This is a genomic window from Salegentibacter profundi (genome assembly GCF_054121475.1).
In genome coordinates this window covers 1-899 of record NZ_JBSYGG010000027.1, presented here as the reverse complement: position 1 = coordinate 899, position 899 = coordinate 1, and the positions used below count along the sequence as shown (strand labels likewise).

Annotated in this window: 1 protein-coding gene; it reads right to left on the bottom strand. The window is 39.8% G+C overall.

Features of this window, described 5'->3' with window-relative positions:
- Positions 1 to 93: 93 nt before the first annotated feature.
- Positions 94 to 822 (bottom strand): IS21-like element helper ATPase IstB, encoded by a 729-nt coding sequence (gene istB, locus ACW6NC_RS16050; protein ID WP_457867580.1) that lies wholly within the window; start codon positions 820 to 822, stop codon positions 94 to 96.
- Positions 823 to 899: the final 77 nt, after the last annotated feature.

Sequence of the window (899 nt, the reverse complement as noted above, 5' to 3'; positions counted from 1 at the left end):
TGCATAATCCGCTGAAAGCGGACAGGCGTTCCGTTTCAAAACGGACACTTTTCTTCTAAAATTTTGGTTAAGTTAATTAAAATTTTTTTGCATTTATTTTCTAAATTTTCTCATCGATTCTCCTTGCAATTCTATGCGGTAAGAACCATTAGTTAATCGATCAAGGATCGCGTCGGCAACCGTTGGTTCCTTAAAGCAGTCGAACCAGGATTTTACAGGCAATTGTGAGGTTATGATCGTGGAAGAACTTCCATGTCTCTCGTCAACAAGATCCAATAGCATATTACACTGTTTATGATCGATTTGTTTAAGACCAAAGTCGTCGATGATAAGCAGTTTTGTTTTAGCTATTTTATCCATAAACTTAAAATAACTGCCATCTGCCTTGGCCAGTGTCATTCGGTCCAGGAGTTTATTAGCCGTAAAATACATGGTTTTAAGTTCCTGAGAACATGCCTGGAATCCCAAAGCACAAGCGATAAACGATTTACCAACCCCGGTTGGTCCTGTGATGATCAGGTCTCTTGACTTTTTAATCCAATCTCCCTGTTGTAGGCGAAGCAGCATATTTTTATCCATACCTCGGGGCTGATTAAAATTGATTTGTTCAAAGGAGGCTTGCTGTTTAAACCGTGCCTGGCGGATCAGACGCTTTAATTTCTTATTGTAGCGGTCTTCGTATTCGGCTTCAATAAGATGGGCGATACACTCATCCAGGGAGAAGTTCTTCTCCTGGGTGCTATCGGTAATTTCCCGATAGGCTTGTGCAAAGCCGTGTAAACGCATAGTGTGTAACTTTTCGAAAGTGGCATTTGTATTCATAAGTATTGATTTTAATTAAAGTTTTCTTTTCCTCGTATATTATTATGGGTGGGTAATTCGAACAGTCCAAGAGGTTC

Excerpts from the sequence above, each read along its gene's own strand:
- istB (WP_457867580.1), bottom strand. The coding sequence starts at position 822 with ATGAATACAAATGCCACTTTCGAAAAGTTACACACTATGCGTTTACAC.